Here is a 15,640-nt window from a genome sequence, read left to right on the forward strand (position 1 = left end):
GATAGGAGTGGTTTAAATGTATTTAAAGGTATCAAATATATTAAGTGGAGAAAGCGCACTTGTGAACTATCATGGGTTAGATATTTATTATTTCGATAATCCTATTTATTTCCTGGAGGAAAATTTTGTTGTTATTAAATACAACATTGAAACGTTCGATAATAATGCAAACATACTTGAAATAACAGAACAAGAATACAACGATTATAAAATCAAAAAGGAAAACGAACCACCAAATCCGCCACCGTCAGATGTATTAACATCAGAACAAAGAATCGAACAATTAGAAAAAGAAAATACAACAATTAAAGCGAGCATGGCAGAACTAGCTGAACTCGTATTATCGGGAGGAATGTAAAATGTATATTATTTACGCAGATTTAGTTGAATTAGGTTTACGAACAGTGGACGCAGAGAAAGCAAAAGAAACAGGCATCATCTTAGTACCTTCATTGTACCGCGATAAAGTAGTTGCCGAATTAGAACGCCGTGGCACACACGAAGGAATTTACGCTTAATCATCGCACCTATTAGGGTGTTTTTATTTTGGTCAAAATGAAGAAAAGTAGGTGTCACATGGCAGAGGAAAAAAGCGTTATGCTAGAAGTTTTCGAGAAATTAGGGAGTCTTGACGCTAAGCTAGACAATATTAATCAACTACGCAATACTGCACAACGTGCTGAAACAAAAGCAGATTTAGCACAAGACATCGCAGAAGAAGCACGAGCAAGTTCAAAAAGTGCGCATCATCGTATTGATCGCCACGATAAAATTATTTTTTGGGCCGGCACATCAATTATTGGTTCAGTCATTGTCGCGATTATGGCGCTCGTATTAGGTCAATAAAAAGGAGGAAATTATGAACGCAGAAAAATTAAAAGAATACATTGCATTATTTGGAGGATTGCTTGGTGCAGTCCTTTTATTTTTGCAGACATTAGGTTTTGAATTTACATGGTTTACAAATTCATCAATTGAAGCATTTACGAATGCATTACTTGCTGCAGTACCGTTTATTTTGATTGTTTACGGTGTGTGGAAGAACACGTATGTAGTGACAAAGAAGGCAAAAGAACAGAAACGAATCATCGATGAACATGAGAAAAATAAGGAGGAAGAATAATGTCAAAAATTAAAAATGATTATGTAATCGTTAATCAATTTAGCCGACCAGGGTTAAAACGTTCGGTGACAAAAGGTATCATCGTACACTACACAGCAAATCCTGGTGCATCAGCTGCCAATCATGCATCATACTTTGACGGAAAAGACGGTGGCGGAGGTCGCTATGCAAGTGCACATGTATTTGTCGATGCAAAAGAGGCTTTGTGTATCGTGCCATTGCATGAGCTCACTTATCAAGCCAATGATGTACAAAAATACGTACAAGGAAAAGCCTATCGTGGTGCTGCGGCTGAACTTGGCCAAAACGCTAACTGGACAACAGTAGGTGTTGAGATGTGTTTAGAAAAAGATGGTTCAATCTCAACAGCGACATTTAATCGTACAGTCGATGTAGTTGTAGAGTTGTGTAAAAAATATGGTTTGAACCAACATGATTTATATCGACACTATGATGTGACAGCCAAGAATTGCCCGGCACCATTTGTTGCACGTCCGAGCGACTGGACACGTTTTAAAAATGAAGTGGCACGTAAATTAAAAGGCGATACCACAAGCGATAAATTTTACATGTACACGCCAGATCGTGTCGTAACATTACAAGAAATCGGTTTGTATGAAGATGTTACATTGAAGAAAACGATTAAACGTTATCCAGAAGGTACGCGACTCACGATCACTGGAATCGAGTACGCTGGGAAAACGCCACGCTTGAAAACAGCAAAAGGCTACATCACTGCAAACAAGAATAATGTAAAAGGCTATCACACATCAATTGGCACAATCAAAGTACTTGTGGACGAATTGAATTACTATGATACAGCACGTTGGACGAATCCAGATGGACAAGTAAATAAATGTGAAGTATTCACTGTTGTTAAAAAAGTTGGAGATATGTATCTATTAAAAAGTGGTTTATATATCACTGCATCACCTAAGTTTGTGAAGAAACTGTGAATTTCTAAGATTACTTATTTTTTTATCAAGGATTATAGTTTACTTTTTAGGTAAATATTAGTACTTTTAAGTAAGTAATGTTTTTAGGTAATTTATACTTATTTTTAATAAACATTAAAATCAGAAAAGAAAGAAGGTTTATAAAGAATGAAGAAAAATTTAATTATTAAATCATTAGTATATTTAATAGTTTCATGTATCTTTATAAGTTTTGGTGGAGTAGCACATGCGTCAGAGTATATGGAAGAAGAGAATAATTTCTCTGATATGAATATCGCAGAAAGTTACCCTGCGGAAAACACTCTAGATGATGCAGAAAGTTACCCTGTGGAAAACACTCTAGATGATACAGAAAGTTACTCTGTGGAAAATACTCTAGATGATGTAGATGCAGCAGTTGCTCCTTTAATACCTATTATAATAGGGTGGATTGTACGTAATGGTTTAAAATCAGCTGTACAAAAATGGGGGAAATCCGTTGTTGGCAAACTAATTCGTACTAGTTCTAAGTTTGCAACAGCAGCAGCCAAAGATTTAGGTTATTCTAAGACTAGTTATACATCACATAACAAACCGGTATATAAAATTATTAAAAAGAAATCAGGTAAACCAAACTATATTTCACCAGATGAGACTGGTCACTTAGACGATTCTGCGTGGAAAGGTGCTAGTACAATAGAAAATTTAAAGAAAAAAAGCACTAGATCAGGAACATATGATGCCGAATTAAATAAAATCGGAGACTAATAATTAGAAGGGGGTATATAATTATATGAAACATTTAACTATAAAAGATATAATTAACAGAAAAATACAACACATAAATAGTCGTTCACCTGAAGAACAACTAGAATTTAAATATTATGATAAGGGAAGTCTTAGAGCATATAAAGATATTTTAATTGACATAGACTCTTTAGAAGAAGACGAGTTTGTTAAAAAATACATCGGCTTTATTCAAAAAAATAAAGAAAAAAAATTCAAACTTGAAGAAGGACTAGAAGAAATAGAAGAATTTGATGGTTATAACAACTTTGTTGTATTTGTTCTAATGCTTTTGAATCCTATATATGAATATGATTTAGATGATTAATTTCTAATCAGCAAAAATCCCCGTATCTTTTCCACATGTGTTAAGGTGCGGGGTTTTTTTTATTTCAACATCGAAGAATCCATATAAATAAATTTAAAAGTCTTAATTATAAAAAAGAGTAGTAATTTCCAATTAATCACTACTCTTTAATTTTCTTTGTTTGCCGATGATGAAGTTTTAGTTTATAGATGGTTCTCAAAACGTCCCCCAATAGTTCCCCAAAATAATGTATTAAATGTCGTTAATTTTATCTTTCATCTATGTGTTAGAATCGTTGCAAACGCTTGTATATCAACGTTTGATAATAATTTTTGTTAGTACGCTAAAGCCGTTGTCCATTTCCAATGACTGAGCGGTCGTAATTTTGCGCCGCCCACGAGCATATCGTATGCTTGTCCATTCCCCATATAAATACCGACATGTCCTTTGCCATCATATAAAATATCACCGGGTTTAGCATTTTTTACAGAACGCGTTTTGAGTGCACGGTCCGCTTGCGCTTTCGTTGTCGAGCCAATATCAACACCTAAAGCATTTAAGTAAATTTTTTGTGTGTATGTCGCGCAATCAAGTCCATAAAATAGCGATTGGCCGTTATAAACGTATCGTCCACCGGATAAGCGACGCGCTTCGTGCAATAGTTTTTCAGTTTTTGTACCGGTCGTTTTTGTTTTTGAACGATTATAGCGACGCACTGTATCGTCTTTACGTGCTTGGTCATTGTAAAGTACGGTATAACCCTTGGATTTTACTAATGCTTTATTGCCCTGCCATTTGAAAAATAAATTGTTGTTTGATGTATAGCCAGCGACAACTTTCATCCCTGTAGGTGTATAAAATGTTTGGCTTTTCCCTTTCTTAATTTGACGGTAAGTCGTATTTGAATATTTGTTTAACTGGCTGACAAAGCCATACGCCTGGCCATCACGCGTTGTACGAAGCCCTACTTCCGCTTGTCCAGAGCGGTCGCGCGTAATAAGCGTTTGAGTGGTCGGATATAGTACAAGGCTTGTACTGCGCAATTGATCTGTGCTTTCCACAGCTTGGATTGTCACGCTTGATGTTGGATTGATTAGACGTTCTTCGTCATGTGTCACGTCTTTATATTCAAGTTTTGAAAAATACGCCTCGTTATAACTAATGGCACTCGCTTGTTCGATTTGTGCCGTTAAAGCTACGGCTAAGAAACTTGAAGCGAGCAATGTGCCTCCAAATAATTTTTTCATAATTGCTAATTCTCCTTTAATGATGTTAGTGGTATTTTATAACAAAATTTTGTTATTAGGAATCCTTATTTCATAATTGCTTGTGAAAATGATTGATTTAATTAGAACCGCGTTATGGGCTACTATTTTGTGTAGAACATTCTAGAATAACGATGACAATGCCTAAGTTATTTTATATATAATGAAGAAAAGGGGGCGAAAGAAATGGTACATGTTATACAGATTGATGCTTTTAGTTGCATACCGGGAAAAGGGAATCCAGCAGGTGTTGTACTAGAGGCGGAAGAACTTACAGAACAAATGATGCAACATGTCGCAACACGCGTTGATTTTAATGAAACGGCATTTGTAAAATCTTCCGAGCTTGCAGACTTTCGTATTCGCTATTTTACGCCAGGGCATGAGACACTACTTTGCGGCCATGCGACGATGGGTGCTGTTTATGCATTATATCGAGCAGGGAAATTACCAAATCTTGATTTTACGATTGAAACAGGTGCAGGCGTGTTACCGATTCATGTCGAGGAGGGTGACGAAGTACGCATTACGATGCAGCATGCGAAACCACAATTTTTACCATTTGTTGGTTCAAAGCAGGAATTGGCAGAAGCAATTGGTTTAGCAGAAACAGATTTAGTTGAAGACTTGCCAATTGTTTATGGTAGTACGGGCGCTTGGACGTTTCTTGTGCCAGTGGAAAAATTAGCGAGTTTTGCGAAAATGCAGCCGCTTATTGCGCGATTCCCTAAGATTTTAGCGGATCGTCCGACTTGTTCGGTCCATCCATTTTGTTTAGAAACGCAATTTGACGATGTTGATATGCACGCGCGCCATTTTTCATCTCCTTTTTCTGGAACGACAGAAGATGTGGCGACTGGAACGGCATCTGGTGTTATGGGCGCGTATTATAAAGAATTTATCGACCATGAGAAGGTAACGCCGTACACACTTGTCGTCGAACAAGGCATGGAAATTGAAAAAGATGGACGCATATATGTACATGTCGATGAAACGATTGCGATTTCAGGAACTGCTGTTTTTGTGAAAGAATGGGACGTTTAATGGCAAGAGAGCTTAAATGGCTCTCTTTTTCTAATAGGTGATGGGAATGGAGAATTAACCACTTATTAGAAGGTAAGTGAACAGCTAGACATTTACATAGTCGCATGATTTATGAACAACGGCGTTCACTTGCCAAATGGTGCGCTAACTGTTAGTGTACTAACGATGGACGAAGCTGTGCGCAATATGCGTAAGTCGACAAATTATTCGTTAGAAAAACTTGTACGAATAACACAGCCGAGCAACTTTAGATAGTACACAAAAGATATGATGCTACTTGCTAAAAATTTAACGTTAGTTCAAGTGGTGAAAGCGGGTACTGTAGTGTATGAAGTGCAAGTATAAACAACTACATCGCTTATTAAACAATGTTGAAGCTACAGAAGTATCGAAAATCACAAATCGTCAATCAATTATTGGCGAATGGTATTATTTAATTATTTGGGTAGGACATTCGATGTTATTAGCACAAGATGGCTTGAGAAGCAGTGGTCTCGTCGCTTATGCTTCATAAAGTAGTGTTATTATCGTCAGTAAATCATAAGAGGACATTTGAAGTAACAGCTTAAACATGGCGTTGATTGCATAGTACGGACAGCACATACATTTTAATCAGAAAAGGGGATCAGTGATGGCAATACAATTAGAGAGAATTCCTTCAACAGAGGCGCTTTATGAGCGTGCAGTGACAATTATTAAAGAAGTAAAAGCGCAAGGCGCAAAAACATTTGGTTTAGCAACGGGTGGTACGATGGAGCCACTTTATGCAAAACTATGTGATACGACCATTGATTTCAGTGAAGCGGTAAGCTTTAATTTGGATGAATATGTTGGTTTAGGGGCAACTCATGATCAAAGCTATAATTACTATATGCATCATCATCTATTTAAACAAAAACCTTTTAAACAGTCGCATTTACCGCAAGGCTTGGCACACGATACGCAACAAGAAGCGGCACGTTATGAAGCATTGTTAAACGAGCACATACTTGATTTTCAATTGCTTGGTATCGGCGTCAACGGTCATATTGGTTTTAACGAACCAGGAACATCATTTGACTCCGTAACGCATGTCGTAAATTTAACACCTTCTACACGTGAAATTAATGCGCGTTATTTTGCATCGCTTGAAGATGTACCACATAAAGCTTTTACAATGGGCGTTCAATCCATTTTACGTGCCAATTGTATTTTACTTATTGCAATTGGTGAATCAAAGCGTAATGCGTTAGAGGCGCTAATTAATAATGAGTATATAGAAGATGTACCGGCAACTGCATTGACAAAACATCCAAATGTCATTGTATTAACGGATTTAGTATAATCGTAACTAACCACTTTCAATGGGAATATAAACCATTGAAAGTGGTTTTTTTACACGATATATGGAGAAATCATGGCGCTTCTTTTACGGCTATATTAGCGTTTTGTAAAGACTATGTAAAGTCTCTTTACGTTGCCATTCATTCTTGTTGTAATGGATGAGAATGAGGTGACATATGCGACATATTTTAGAAATCTTTTGGACAGCGCTCAAATTGGGGCTTGTATCGTTTGGGGGACCAAGCGCGCATTTAGCATATTTTGAACGCGTCTATGTTCATGAAAAGAAATGGTTATCGGCGATGGAATATGCAGATTTAGTTAGTTTGAGTCAATTTTTACCTGGACCTGCTTCGAGTCAAGTAGGAATGGGGATTGGTTTGAAAAGAGGCGGACTGCTTGGGAGTATCGTCGCGTTTATTGGTTTTACGCTACCATCAGTTATTGCGCTAATGATTTTTGCATATTGGCTCACAAAGAGTGATGTGTCGCTTAGTTGGTTGCATGGGTTAAAATTAGTAGCTGTGGCGATTGTTGCACATGCGATTGTCGATATGTCGAAAAAAATATTACGCACAACCGCCTCGAGTGCCATTATGGTTGTGACGACGATTGTGCTGTTGGCGTGGCAGACGACCTATAGTCATCTTATCGTCTTGATTGCTGCAGCTGTTATTGGGCAACGCTTCTTAGCTCAACAACAAGAAGTAATAGCTGTAAAGCCACTATTATCAAAGCGTGTGGCCTCGATTTTCCTTGTTGTTTTTGCGGGCTTATTAATTGTCTTACCACTTGCCGCAAAAATATGGCCTGCATCATGGCTTGTGTTATTTGAAAAGTTTTATACAGCTGGCTCGCTCGTATTTGGCGGGGGACATGTCGTATTGCCACTATTAGAATCACAGTTTGTCCAAACCGGTCTTATTTCAGCGAATGATTTTCTTATTGGTTATGGTGCTGTACAGGCGATGCCAGGGCCATTATTTACATTCGCAAGTTATTTAGGAATGGTGATCGGTGGATGGCCTGTAGCACTGTTAGCAACGATTGCGATTTTTTTACCAGCCTTTTTATTAATTGTTGGCGCCTATCCATTTTGGCAACAAATTCGTGCTAATTCGAAATGGCGTGGTGCATTAAATGGTATGAATGCAGCAGTCATTGGTTTGCTTGTTGCTGCATGGGTGACGCCAATTATGACGTCAACGATTCGTTCAGTATTTGATATTGTGTTCGCAATTTTATTGTTTGCGATGCTTTGGAAATGGAAACCGACGATTGTTGTGTTAACCGGACTTATGATTGGTGTCGTATTTTATACATAAGGAAAAGCAGAAATCAATGGATTTCTGCTTTTTTGAGTTGTATTTGTTAATGTTCATCCTCTTTATTGTCGCGCTTTTTAAAGTTTGTTGGTGGTTTTGCGCGGCGAAAAGCTTCAAATAAATTCATCATTAAGCTGAATAGTACGAATATAATGATGACAACAATCGCGATGGACATTTTATCACTTCCTTATGTAAAACGGCTGGCAACAACCAGCCGCCAACCTTAATGTTTAAGTCGATAAAAACGTGGCATAATCAATGTTTGTTGTAATTCGAATGTGTCGGCTGAAGGGTGTCGTAACAATTCTTTGACGTTAGAAATAAGCATCATTGCACCAAAGATAAAGAGTAATAACGCAATGAGTAACATGTTCACCACATCCCTTGCAAGTAGTATAAATATTATTCCCGTTTTCTTTAAACATTAATCCTGATGTAAAATGGTGCTTTGTTGTAAGTAGCGAATGTTATAGCGCATTGCAAGCAAGGCTAACCATAAGCGAACAGCTTGCCAATCGGCGGCTTCTAACAATGCTAAATAATGTGCTTTTTCGTCAACGGTTGCACATTTTTTAAAATATCCCCACATATGTTGCAGTGCATTGCGGCGACTACCGTCTGTCGGAGTGAGCGCTGTCGCTTCATCAATTGTTTTTTGAAGCGTTTCAAGCGTACAACCATCGCGCATCAACTGTCGAATTTGATTGTAATGTGTTTGGCTATGATACATGACGCGGTATTTTTCAGTGCGCCATAGTAGCTGTTGTGTGTGCATTTCATTCACCTCATAACGTAGTATAACAAAAAACAGGAAACGCGTTACATGCGCTTCCTGTCTCGTATTTTTTATTTCGCTTCTTTGCGTTCTTTTGCATATTGTGCAGTAGCTGTGAATAAGACGTCTGTAGATGAGTTTAATGCTGTTTCACAAGAATCTTGTACAACACCGATAATCATACCAACGGCAATCACTTGCATCGCAACGTCTGTTGGAATACCAAATAGGCTACATGCTAACGGAATTAATAACAGTGAACCACCTGTTACACCTGAAGCGCCAGCAGCAGATACAGCAGATAACACCATTAATAAAATCGCTGTAGGAATGTCTACTTCGACACCTAATGTATGTGCAGCTGCTAACGATAAAATCGAAATTGTTACGGCCGCACCACCCATATTGATTGTGGCACCTAGAGGAATTGATACAGCATATGTATCTTTGTCTAAGTTTAATTTTTCACATAGCTTCATATTAACGGGAATGTTAGCTGCAGAGCTACGTGTGAAGAAGGCAGTAATACCACTTTCTTTTAATGTTGTGAAAACTAATGGATATGGATTACGACGCGTATAAATAAAGACGATAATCGGATTGACGACTAATGCAAGGAATAACATTGTGCCGACAAGAACGATAATTAAGTGACCGTAATCAAGTAAGGCTTTTAATCCGCTTGTTGCAACGGCATCGAATACAACCCCAATAATACCAATTGGTGCTAAATTGATAACCCATTGTACGATTTTTGATACGGCATCTGATAAATTTGAGATAACGGTTTTTGTCGTATCGCTTGCCATACGCAATGCTACACCGAGTAAGATAGCCCATGTAAGAATTCCTAAGTAGTTAGCATTTAATAAAGCATCAACTGGATTTGTTGTAATGTTCATTAAAATATTGTTAAAGACTTCCGAAATGCCACTTGGTGGTGCAACATCTTGTGCACTTTCTTTTAAATGTAATGTCGATGGGAATAATTTTGCTGCGATAACAGCTACCGCGCCTGCCATAAATGTTGCAAAAACATATAAACCTAAAATAGATTTCATATTTGTTTGTTGGCCGCTTTTATGGCTTGAAATCGCTGCGATGACTAGTACGAATACTAGAACAGGAGCGACCGCTTTTAAGGCACTAATAAATAGTGTGCCAAGAATAGAAATGCCAGCTAAAGATTGTGGGGCAACGAGTGCAAGAATAACACCGATGATGATGCCGACAATAATGCGATTGACTAAGCTAATTCTATTCCATGTAGCGAATAGATTTTTCATTCATATAACCTCCGGATGTGTTCTCTGAAAAGACTGTTGTTTTTGTATAGTGTACAGTTTACCACTAAATATTCCATTAGTCTGAAAAATTTAGACTTTCTTATATTTTTACGCAAAAACACGCCATATTTCAACAAGAAACAGAAAAATCGATACATAGTCTATTGAAAAGTGAGTGATTTTGAGCAGTTTTGTGTATTGTGTTCTATTCAAGTATAATAAAGTAGATATTGGAGGGATTATTATGAAAATCACAGCTTTAGATCGCTGTAATAAAGAAACAGAAGAAATTATTGCGTCAGCCGACGAAAAATTTCTGACACAACCTTTAAACTATGTCGCACAACATCAAATTGAATATATTTATGCCGAAGCAAAAGAATTTACTGATCGTAAAATGGACGCGGTTGTTATTGAATTTGACGATATGTTTAAAGTACATAGCGCATTATTTGGTTTAGCGTTGCAGAAAAAGTTTAGCAATCCGATTAAGACGTATTTACGTGCGAATTTAACACCAATGCTTGGTTCATCAAGTGCGATGTTTAATGGCCAAGAAGGGATTTGGGAAATTAACATTGCTTTTGATGCGATGAAAGATTATACAGGTAATGAAACATTTGACGAAGCTTATACGAAATTATTACAATTTGTCGATAATATGTTAAAAGAAATTGGCGCGTAATGCGTAAAATGGGCTCACAGTTATGTGGGCTTTTTTTGTATGTAAAAGGATTTAAAATGGCATATTTAGGGAATGTATTGATACTTGTTGTTGCGCCTGCCATTGGAATTTTGATGACAAAAGGGGAGATGAAGCATGCAAAAATGTATGCCCTATGTTTTAAAGCAGCAAGCAATAAACCGACCTGACCACAGCGCCATTGAATTTCGCACGCATAAAAAGACATATGCTGACGTTTACCGTGAAGCGACAGCACTCGCTGGATACTTACAACAATTTGATTATGAGAAAAATACAGTCATCGGTATTTTTATGGATAATCATGCAGATTTTCCGGTCATTTATTTTGGCATTCAATTAGCTGGATTGATTGCCATGCCAATTAATACAAAATTAGCGCCAACGGAAGTAGCGTATATAATAGAGCATTCGGAAGCAAAGGCGATGTTTTGCGATACGGCACTTATCGAAAAAATGGCCGCAACGGGTATGCCGTTAGCACAGTGTTTTACAACGGAAGAGTTGCCGACAATTTATGCGCATGAACCATATGAAGCGAGCGACGTCGATGACGAGGACATCGCGGTGATTATGTATACATCGGGCACAACAGGAAAGCCAAAGGGGGTTATGTTGTCGTACCGCGCTATATACGAGGCAAGTGTACAGTGGGAGACATCAAGCGAACTAACGGCTCAAGATCGCGTATTTATTTGTACACCGTTGTTTCATTGCGCAGGGTTGCATGTTTTTTTAACACCAACTATTATGGCGGGAGGCTCATTTATTATTGAAGAAGCATTTTCACCTACACAAGCACCGACATGGCTTCGTGATTCGCAAGCGACGATTTTCTTTGGCGTGCCGGCAATGTATATGTTGCTATTAAACAATGATGATTTTTCAACATTTGACTTGTCGAAGTTGCGGTTGTTCGCGTATGGGGCTGCACCAATGCCCTATGAGTTAATCGCAAAGTTACGTCAATTGTTCCCACATGTCGCGTTGCAAAATTTTTATGGCCAGACGGAAAATTCACCTTGTTCAACAACATTAAAAGGTGATGATGTACTTGAAAAAATTGGCTCAGTCGGCAAGCCTCCTACGGACAAAACATCGGTGCGTATTGCAGCGCCAGATGGAGAAGAGTTGCCAAATGGTGTTGTGGGAGAGATTGCTGTGAAAGGGCCACAAACGATGACCGGCTATTTGCGTAATCCAGAGGAAACTGCGCATGCACTGCGCGATGGTTGGTTGTTTACCGGCGATTTAGGGCGGCTTGATGATGATGGGTTTTTATATATTGTCGATCGTCAAAAGGATATGTTGATTCGTGGCGGTGAAAATGTTTATCCTGTAGAGGTGGAAGAAGTGCTATTCCAAATGCCAGAAGTGCTTGAAGCAGCTGTTGTTGGTATTCCCCACCCGGTATATGGAGAAGTGCCAAAAGCATATGTTTGTTTGAAAGCAGGGCAGTCATTGACGATTGAATCGTTGATGAGCTATTGTAGTGAACGTTTAGCGAAATATAAAATCCCTATGGAAATGGAAGTACTTGAGGCACTGCCGCGCAATGCTTCGGGGAAAGTATTAAAGCACGTGTTACGAAGTGATAGATAGGGTATAGTTATATAACGAATAGAAACGGAGGCGAATAGATATGGATTGGATTAGTCTTATTATTGCCGCTGCATTTCTAATACTCATTGGATTAGCATTCTATCGCGTTGTGATCAAGCGTCGTCCCGTTGAGGATATGTATACGCCATTTGACAATGCTACATCAGGAAAAGATGATGGTGTCACGCGCCATCCGATTCAAGATGATAACACGTATATTGAGCCGACAACGGAAGATACAAAAAAATAAAAAAAGGAATCGCATCTACGGCGATTCCTTTTTTTATTTTGCATAGCCATTTTTATAAGTAATTCCATTATAAGTGCCATTTGCTGCTAGACCATCAACGAAATATTTACCACTTGCGTCATGCATACCGGTTAATAACTTGCCATCAACATAGCGCAAGTTCTGTTGCACGCCTGTATACGCGCGGCCATTTTTATACAAAATATCATTGAAAATACCGGTCGCGACTTTGCCGTCAGCAAAATATTTGCCACTTTCTTTATGAATGCCTGTTAGTGGAAGCCCGTTGTTATAGCGAATACTTTGTTGTACGCCACTATAGCGCACGCCATCATGATACAGTACCCCTTTATACGAATGACGACCCATTTTTTCAATGGCATCATAATAGAGAGTATGATTGTAGACACCATAACCTTTCACCGGTTGATTCGTTTTTTTATTGTAGAGCGTATAATAGACCAACTTGTAAGAAGCGGCCGATACAGGCGTTGTAGCAACGGTTAGTAGTGCGGCACAACTTATTGTAGCAAGCGCTTTTTTAAGTACATTCATCTGGCATAACATCTCCTTTTATGTAGATAACTTAACCTATTATATCATGTTTTTTTAAGTATAAATACTCAATTTTAGTTGTGATAAATACCCTCCTATGTTTATAGGGAATTAGCTATATGACAAAGATGCATTAGTTATGAATACAGTTGCTTTATCGTATATGCATAAAATTAAAATTGTATAAAAGTCTGTATTTTCAATGATTTTAACTATTTTTATAAAAAATAATGAGTTTTTGTTGACAACATACCTGCAGGGGTATAAACTGAGAATCGTAAAGTAATTCATTGCACCACTATGAAAAATAAAATACCCATTATCGTATAGGAGTATAGGAGGTCGTTATATGTTTTCATTTTTTTCAAAGATTCCAGCGATTTCAACGACGGAATTAAAAAAGATTATTAATGACAAAGATAAATTGTTTGTTGATGTCCGCACAAAAGCGGAGTACAAATCAAATGGCTTACGTCAATTTAAAAATATGCCACTCGGCTCAGATTACAGCAAGTTGCCAATGAATAAAGAAATCGTTGTTATTTGTCAAAGTGGTATGCGCTCAAAAGCGGCATGTAAACAAATGAAAAAGCTTGGCCTAAACGTGACGAATGTTCGCGGTGGCATGAACGCTTATTAATTAGGAGGAATTACGATGAAAGAAATTTCAACAACAGATGTTTTAGCAAAAATAAACGCTGGCGAAGCACTTCACTTAATTGATGTGCGTACACCAGAAGAAGTAGCAGAAGGTCATATTGACGGAATTGATAACATTCCACTTCATTTATTAGAAGCAAAATTACCAGATTTAAATAAAAAAACACCATACATTTTAGTATGTCGTTCATCTGCACGTAGTGGACAAGCAACACAATTTCTAACGGATATGGGCTATGACGCGACAAATATGGTCGGCGGCATGCTTGCTTGGGCAGGCCCAGTAAAATAAATAATTTAGTATAAACATCTAACTATTAGGAGGAAATTTATTATGTCAAACAAAGTAGCAATTATCGCAGCAAACGGTGGTCTTTTCGACGCTTATAAAGTATTCAATATCGCAACGGCAGCAGCCGCAACAAACAAAGAGGTCGCAATCTTCTTCACATTCGAAGGCTTAAACTTAATCCATAAAGAAGCAATGCATGCACTACCACTACCAGCTGGTAAAGAAGCAATGGCGGAAGGTTTCAAACAAGCAAATGTACCATCAATTCCAGAATTAGTGGAAATGGCGCAAGATTTAGGCGTTACAATGATCGCTTGTCAAATGACAATGGACGTAATGGGCTTAGGTAAAGAAGCATTTATCGATGGCATTGAAGTAGGCGGCGCCGTAACATTCTTAGAGTTCGCTAAAGACGCAGCTCCTTCATTATCATTCTAATGAGTTGCTTTAATAAAAATCGCCCATGCTTCGTGCAAAATACATCGGTTTTTATGTTTTATGTAAAGAAAATGGTTTATCGGATAAAAGCCGTTTCAAAACATGTACTATTAAAACGGAGTAGGTAACAATGAAAGAAGGTACATTATGACCATTGGACTTATTGTGACGTTATTTGCCATCGGTCTTGTTGGATCATTTATTTCCGGCATGCTCGGCATCGGCGGCGCTATCATAAAATTCCCGATGTTGCTCTACATTCCGACGCTCCTTGGTGTAGGTTCGTTTACATCGCATGAAGTATCAGGGATTACAGCGGTCGAGGTGTTGGTGACATCAATTTCTGGTGTGCTGGCATTCCGTAAAGGTAGTTATTTAAATGCGCAGCTCATTATGATTATGGGTGCAGCTGTGTTAGTTGGTAGTTTAGGCGGTAGTTTTTTATCGAGTGGCTTTAGCGAGGAAGGCGTCAATCTTGTCTACGGTATTTTCGCGTTACTAGCAGCGGTACTGATGTTAATTCCGCGTAAACAAGTGCCAGATACAACAGAAGTAACATTTAATAAACCACTTGCAGCAGCGCTCGCGTTGTTTGTTGGACTTGGTTCTGGTGTTGTTGGTGCAGGCGGCGGGTTCTTATTAGTACCAATTATGCTTGTCATTTTAAAAATTCCAACGCGTGTGACGATTGCATCGAGCTTAGCGATTACATTTATTTCGTCAATTGGTGGTTCAATTGGGAAAATCTCAACAGGACAAGTGGAATGGCTACCGGTTATCATTTTATCAGTAGCCGCTATTATTGCTGCTCCAATAGGCGCAAAAGTCGCAAAATCAATGAATACACGAGCGCTACAAATTTTCCTTGCGTTGTTAATTACGCTAACAGCAGTGAAAATTTGGACCGATATTTTATTTTAAGTAAAAAGAGGCTGGGACATCCGTGTAACAACACCCTCTCAGATGAG

25 protein-coding genes are annotated in these 15,640 nt (G+C 38.2%); 19 read left to right on the forward strand and 6 right to left on the reverse strand.

The features are described from left to right. Positions 1-16: 16 nt before the first annotated feature. The 7 genes from V514_RS0111150 to V514_RS0111180 all read left to right on the forward strand — a co-directional run bounded on the left by V514_RS0111150 (position 17) and on the right by V514_RS0111180 (position 3,172). A complete protein-coding gene (locus tag V514_RS0111150) occupies positions 17-358 on the forward strand; it encodes a hypothetical protein (protein ID WP_029500025.1) in 342 nt (113 codons plus the stop codon). A 1-nt stretch (position 359) separates the two neighbouring features. Continuing rightward, the gene (locus tag V514_RS20545) at positions 360-518 is read left to right on the forward strand and encodes a CD1375 family protein (protein WP_200864029.1); all 159 of its coding nucleotides are present in this window, start codon (positions 360-362) and stop codon (positions 516-518) included. A gap of 58 nt (positions 519-576) precedes the next feature. Continuing rightward, the gene (locus V514_RS0111160; protein WP_029500026.1) at positions 577-846 is read left to right on the forward strand and encodes a hypothetical protein; all 270 of its coding nucleotides are present in this window, start codon (positions 577-579) and stop codon (positions 844-846) included. Positions 847-859: 13 nt separating this feature from the next. Then, entirely contained in the window at positions 860-1,123 is a 264-nt protein-coding gene (locus V514_RS0111165; protein ID WP_029500027.1) for a phage holin, read from the forward strand. Further along, positions 1,123-2,079, forward strand: coding sequence for a DUF5776 domain-containing protein (locus tag V514_RS19780; protein WP_029500028.1), 957 nt, complete (start codon positions 1,123-1,125; stop codon positions 2,077-2,079). The genes V514_RS0111165 and V514_RS19780 overlap by 1 nt, the downstream gene beginning before the upstream one ends. A gap of 147 nt (positions 2,080-2,226) precedes the next feature. Next, positions 2,227-2,826, forward strand: a complete 600-nt coding sequence (locus V514_RS19785) for a toxin C-terminal domain-containing protein (RefSeq protein WP_029500029.1) — start codon at positions 2,227-2,229, stop codon at positions 2,824-2,826. Between the two features lie 25 nt (positions 2,827-2,851). Next, entirely contained in the window at positions 2,852-3,172 is a 321-nt protein-coding gene (locus V514_RS0111180) for a hypothetical protein (RefSeq protein ID WP_029500030.1), read from the forward strand. Between the two features lie 314 nt (positions 3,173-3,486). On the opposite strand, the gene V514_RS0111185 is transcribed toward V514_RS0111180, so the two are convergent. Continuing rightward, entirely contained in the window at positions 3,487-4,398 is a 912-nt protein-coding gene (locus tag V514_RS0111185) for a C40 family peptidase (RefSeq protein WP_029500031.1), read from the reverse strand. Between the two features lie 204 nt (positions 4,399-4,602). On the opposite strand from V514_RS0111185, the gene V514_RS0111190 reads away from it, so the two are divergent. The 5 genes from V514_RS0111190 (at position 4,603) to chrA (ending at position 8,108) form a co-directional block, all read left to right on the forward strand. Then, the gene (locus V514_RS0111190; RefSeq protein WP_029500032.1) at positions 4,603-5,460 is read left to right on the forward strand and encodes a PhzF family phenazine biosynthesis protein; all 858 of its coding nucleotides are present in this window, start codon (positions 4,603-4,605) and stop codon (positions 5,458-5,460) included. Positions 5,461-5,571: 111 nt separating this feature from the next. Beyond that, positions 5,572-5,715: a hypothetical protein gene (locus tag V514_RS20420; RefSeq protein ID WP_161630197.1), complete on the forward strand. Its 144-nt coding sequence runs from the start codon at positions 5,572-5,574 to the stop codon at positions 5,713-5,715. A gap of 73 nt (positions 5,716-5,788) precedes the next feature. Then, positions 5,789-5,974: a hypothetical protein gene (locus V514_RS0111195; RefSeq protein WP_029500033.1), complete on the forward strand. Its 186-nt coding sequence runs from the start codon at positions 5,789-5,791 to the stop codon at positions 5,972-5,974. Between the two features lie 117 nt (positions 5,975-6,091). Then, on the forward strand, positions 6,092-6,784 hold the full coding sequence (locus tag V514_RS0111200; protein WP_200864030.1) for a glucosamine-6-phosphate deaminase: 693 nt from the start codon (positions 6,092-6,094) through the stop codon (positions 6,782-6,784). Positions 6,785-6,959: 175 nt separating this feature from the next. Beyond that, complete coding sequence (gene chrA, locus V514_RS0111205) at positions 6,960-8,108, forward strand: chromate efflux transporter (protein ID WP_035944692.1); 1,149 nt, start codon at positions 6,960-6,962, stop codon at positions 8,106-8,108. 46 nt (positions 8,109-8,154) lie between these two features. Here the strand turns inward: chrA and V514_RS20770 are convergent, their stop codons facing one another. The 4 genes from V514_RS20770 to sstT all read right to left on the reverse strand — a co-directional run bounded on the left by V514_RS20770 (position 8,155) and on the right by sstT (position 10,172). Next, complete coding sequence (locus V514_RS20770) at positions 8,155-8,286, reverse strand: hypothetical protein (protein WP_268744216.1); 132 nt, start codon at positions 8,284-8,286, stop codon at positions 8,155-8,157. A gap of 48 nt (positions 8,287-8,334) precedes the next feature. Further along, positions 8,335-8,481: a hypothetical protein gene (locus V514_RS20425; protein ID WP_161630198.1), complete on the reverse strand. Its 147-nt coding sequence runs from the start codon at positions 8,479-8,481 to the stop codon at positions 8,335-8,337. A 54-nt stretch (positions 8,482-8,535) separates the two neighbouring features. Next, the gene (locus tag V514_RS0111220) at positions 8,536-8,886 is read right to left on the reverse strand and encodes a YbgA family protein (protein ID WP_035944695.1); all 351 of its coding nucleotides are present in this window, start codon (positions 8,884-8,886) and stop codon (positions 8,536-8,538) included. 71 nt (positions 8,887-8,957) lie between these two features. Further along, positions 8,958-10,172, reverse strand: a complete 1,215-nt coding sequence (sstT, locus tag V514_RS0111225) for a serine/threonine transporter SstT (protein ID WP_029500037.1) — start codon at positions 10,170-10,172, stop codon at positions 8,958-8,960. Positions 10,173-10,416: 244 nt separating this feature from the next. Between sstT and V514_RS0111230 the strand changes: the two genes are divergently transcribed. The 3 genes from V514_RS0111230 (at position 10,417) to V514_RS0111240 (ending at position 12,727) form a co-directional block, all read left to right on the forward strand. Beyond that, positions 10,417-10,857, forward strand: coding sequence for a hypothetical protein (locus tag V514_RS0111230; protein WP_029500038.1), 441 nt, complete (start codon positions 10,417-10,419; stop codon positions 10,855-10,857). Positions 10,858-10,992: 135 nt separating this feature from the next. Continuing rightward, positions 10,993-12,477 carry a class I adenylate-forming enzyme family protein gene (locus tag V514_RS0111235; protein WP_029500039.1) on the forward strand — a complete coding sequence of 495 codons (1,485 nt, stop codon included), beginning with the start codon at positions 10,993-10,995 and terminating at the stop codon, positions 12,475-12,477. Between the two features lie 40 nt (positions 12,478-12,517). Next, positions 12,518-12,727 carry a DUF3951 domain-containing protein gene (locus V514_RS0111240; protein WP_029500040.1) on the forward strand — a complete coding sequence of 70 codons (210 nt, stop codon included), beginning with the start codon at positions 12,518-12,520 and terminating at the stop codon, positions 12,725-12,727. A gap of 33 nt (positions 12,728-12,760) precedes the next feature. Here the strand turns inward: V514_RS0111240 and V514_RS0111245 are convergent, their stop codons facing one another. Beyond that, positions 12,761-13,282 (reverse strand): hypothetical protein, encoded by a 522-nt coding sequence (locus V514_RS0111245; RefSeq protein WP_029500041.1) that lies wholly within the window; start codon positions 13,280-13,282, stop codon positions 12,761-12,763. A gap of 349 nt (positions 13,283-13,631) precedes the next feature. On the opposite strand from V514_RS0111245, the gene V514_RS0111250 reads away from it, so the two are divergent. The 4 genes from V514_RS0111250 (at position 13,632) to V514_RS0111265 (ending at position 15,593) form a co-directional block, all read left to right on the forward strand. After that, positions 13,632-13,922, forward strand: a complete 291-nt coding sequence (locus V514_RS0111250; RefSeq protein WP_029500042.1) for a rhodanese-like domain-containing protein — start codon at positions 13,632-13,634, stop codon at positions 13,920-13,922. Between the two features lie 15 nt (positions 13,923-13,937). Next, a complete protein-coding gene (locus V514_RS0111255) occupies positions 13,938-14,234 on the forward strand; it encodes a rhodanese-like domain-containing protein (protein ID WP_029500043.1) in 297 nt (98 codons plus the stop codon). A gap of 42 nt (positions 14,235-14,276) precedes the next feature. Next, positions 14,277-14,672, forward strand: coding sequence for a DsrE/DsrF/DrsH-like family protein (locus tag V514_RS0111260; protein ID WP_029500044.1), 396 nt, complete (start codon positions 14,277-14,279; stop codon positions 14,670-14,672). A gap of 147 nt (positions 14,673-14,819) precedes the next feature. Continuing rightward, positions 14,820-15,593, forward strand: a complete 774-nt coding sequence (locus V514_RS0111265) for a sulfite exporter TauE/SafE family protein (protein WP_029500045.1) — start codon at positions 14,820-14,822, stop codon at positions 15,591-15,593. The last annotated feature ends 47 nt before the right edge of the window (positions 15,594-15,640 follow it).

Origin of the sequence: Kurthia huakuii LAM0618 (assembly GCF_000505545.1) — a bacterium.
Classification (GTDB): Bacteria; Bacillota; Bacilli; order Bacillales_A; family Planococcaceae; genus Kurthia; species Kurthia huakuii.

Excerpts from the sequence above, each read along its gene's own strand:
- V514_RS0111150 (WP_029500025.1), top strand. The coding sequence starts at position 17 with ATGTATTTAAAGGTATCAAATATATTAAGTGGAGAAAGCGCACTTGTG.
- V514_RS20545 (WP_200864029.1), top strand. The coding sequence starts at position 360 with ATGTATATTATTTACGCAGATTTAGTTGAATTAGGTTTACGAACAGTG.
- V514_RS0111160 (WP_029500026.1), top strand. The coding sequence starts at position 577 with ATGGCAGAGGAAAAAAGCGTTATGCTAGAAGTTTTCGAGAAATTAGGG.
- V514_RS0111165 (WP_029500027.1), top strand. The coding sequence starts at position 860 with ATGAACGCAGAAAAATTAAAAGAATACATTGCATTATTTGGAGGATTG.
- V514_RS19780 (WP_029500028.1), top strand. The coding sequence starts at position 1,123 with ATGTCAAAAATTAAAAATGATTATGTAATCGTTAATCAATTTAGCCGA.
- V514_RS19785 (WP_029500029.1), top strand. The coding sequence starts at position 2,227 with ATGAAGAAAAATTTAATTATTAAATCATTAGTATATTTAATAGTTTCA.
- V514_RS0111180 (WP_029500030.1), top strand. The coding sequence starts at position 2,852 with ATGAAACATTTAACTATAAAAGATATAATTAACAGAAAAATACAACAC.
- V514_RS0111185 (WP_029500031.1), bottom strand. The coding sequence starts at position 4,398 with ATGAAAAAATTATTTGGAGGCACATTGCTCGCTTCAAGTTTCTTAGCC.
- V514_RS0111190 (WP_029500032.1), top strand. The coding sequence starts at position 4,603 with ATGGTACATGTTATACAGATTGATGCTTTTAGTTGCATACCGGGAAAA.
- V514_RS20420 (WP_161630197.1), top strand. The coding sequence starts at position 5,572 with ATGAACAACGGCGTTCACTTGCCAAATGGTGCGCTAACTGTTAGTGTA.
- V514_RS0111195 (WP_029500033.1), top strand. The coding sequence starts at position 5,789 with ATGAAGTGCAAGTATAAACAACTACATCGCTTATTAAACAATGTTGAA.
- V514_RS0111200 (WP_200864030.1), top strand. The coding sequence starts at position 6,092 with ATGGCAATACAATTAGAGAGAATTCCTTCAACAGAGGCGCTTTATGAG.
- chrA (WP_035944692.1), top strand. The coding sequence starts at position 6,960 with ATGCGACATATTTTAGAAATCTTTTGGACAGCGCTCAAATTGGGGCTT.
- V514_RS20770 (WP_268744216.1), bottom strand. The coding sequence starts at position 8,286 with ATGTCCATCGCGATTGTTGTCATCATTATATTCGTACTATTCAGCTTA.
- V514_RS20425 (WP_161630198.1), bottom strand. The coding sequence starts at position 8,481 with ATGTTACTCATTGCGTTATTACTCTTTATCTTTGGTGCAATGATGCTT.
- V514_RS0111220 (WP_035944695.1), bottom strand. The coding sequence starts at position 8,886 with ATGCACACACAACAGCTACTATGGCGCACTGAAAAATACCGCGTCATG.
- sstT (WP_029500037.1), bottom strand. The coding sequence starts at position 10,172 with ATGAAAAATCTATTCGCTACATGGAATAGAATTAGCTTAGTCAATCGC.
- V514_RS0111230 (WP_029500038.1), top strand. The coding sequence starts at position 10,417 with ATGAAAATCACAGCTTTAGATCGCTGTAATAAAGAAACAGAAGAAATT.
- V514_RS0111235 (WP_029500039.1), top strand. The coding sequence starts at position 10,993 with ATGCAAAAATGTATGCCCTATGTTTTAAAGCAGCAAGCAATAAACCGA.
- V514_RS0111240 (WP_029500040.1), top strand. The coding sequence starts at position 12,518 with ATGGATTGGATTAGTCTTATTATTGCCGCTGCATTTCTAATACTCATT.
- V514_RS0111245 (WP_029500041.1), bottom strand. The coding sequence starts at position 13,282 with ATGAATGTACTTAAAAAAGCGCTTGCTACAATAAGTTGTGCCGCACTA.
- V514_RS0111250 (WP_029500042.1), top strand. The coding sequence starts at position 13,632 with ATGTTTTCATTTTTTTCAAAGATTCCAGCGATTTCAACGACGGAATTA.
- V514_RS0111255 (WP_029500043.1), top strand. The coding sequence starts at position 13,938 with ATGAAAGAAATTTCAACAACAGATGTTTTAGCAAAAATAAACGCTGGC.
- V514_RS0111260 (WP_029500044.1), top strand. The coding sequence starts at position 14,277 with ATGTCAAACAAAGTAGCAATTATCGCAGCAAACGGTGGTCTTTTCGAC.
- V514_RS0111265 (WP_029500045.1), top strand. The coding sequence starts at position 14,820 with ATGACCATTGGACTTATTGTGACGTTATTTGCCATCGGTCTTGTTGGA.